Below are 1,189 nucleotides of genomic sequence, written 5' to 3'. Positions count from 1 at the left end.
ACAATCAACGGCGTAACCTTGAACGGTCCTCTTGGTAACTACTACTCTGACTACACCGGAGCAGATGGCAATGGTGACGGAATCGGGGACACAGCAGTTGATTTCGGTGACCTTGGTGCAGACAGCTATCCTCTGATGGCCCGGATGGAAGAAGGTGGAATTACCACAGTGCAGACTCTTGCAGAAATGACAGTGGATCAGGTAGCAGGTGAGAACTATAAGTTCATTCCGTATAATAACCCTGATGAAGAATACACCATTGATTCTATGACTGACTTCGGTTTACTGATTGCCAGCGGAATTGACTTTGAAGTGAATGACAGGTGGTATTCATACGGAAGTTTCTACCTTGACTCTCTTGAAGGCTACACCAACGAGGATTATAGTGAGACTGAGGAATACTATTCCTGGCACCTGTGTATCAACGATGTAAGTGCTTCAATGGGTCTTGGAAGCAATATGCTTAATGACACTGATAAGGTAAGTTTCTACTATGCTCCTCACAGTGGATATACCCCGGACATCAGCAAGTCCCTGTATGCAGTCCACCTGACTGCAAACGAAGTCGACTACCCTGTCATTGCCCAGAGGGATATTGCAAACCAGAACTTCTATGAAGAGCTGCTGACCAATTACGGTCTGACTTCTACAAAGGTAACAGTAACCCTTACAGCAATGGAAGACATTGATTCCCTTACTTTCGAAGAAGTCATTCCTGCCGGCTGGACAATAACCTCATCTAACAATGATGACGGTGTCTTCAAGCAGAACCTCAGTGAAGCTAACCGCTATGAATGGGTCTGGACAGGTGAAATGGATTCAGGAGAAAGCAAGACCGTAGTATATATCCTTACTCTTCCTGCAACTGCAGCCGAAGATGAATATCCAATAGAAGGAACCTGTTCTGCGTATGCGGATGATTCAGATGTAAACGACATTCCAGTAGTCGGAGAAGAGACCGTATACGTATCTGCTACCGACTGGAACCCATGGAACGATGTTGATTCCGATGGAGCAGCTTACATCACAACCAGTGAACTACAGGCAGCCATCAACTGCTGGCTCAATGATCTGAATACTCCGACAACCGGTGAACCTGTAACAACTAACAGGCTCCAGCTTCTGGTGCACTACTGGGTCCAGAACACCGAGTGTCCTGAGGGTGCAGACGCATAAACAAGTTAGTAAA

General features: G+C 46.3%; 1 protein-coding gene. It reads left to right on the top strand.

The features are described from left to right. Nucleotides 1–1,176 (top strand): DUF4430 domain-containing protein (locus tag BB781_RS15210; protein ID WP_129582758.1); only part of this gene is annotated, 1,176 nt, incomplete at its 5' end. Between the last annotated feature and the right edge of the window lie 13 nt (nucleotides 1,177–1,189).

It is taken from the genome of Methanolobus psychrotolerans (assembly GCF_002243045.1).
In the GTDB taxonomy this organism is placed as follows: Archaea; Halobacteriota; Methanosarcinia; order Methanosarcinales; family Methanosarcinaceae; genus Methanolobus; species Methanolobus psychrotolerans.
Note: the sequence above shows the minus strand (reverse complement) of the source record. Positions and strands in the feature narration are given on the sequence as shown.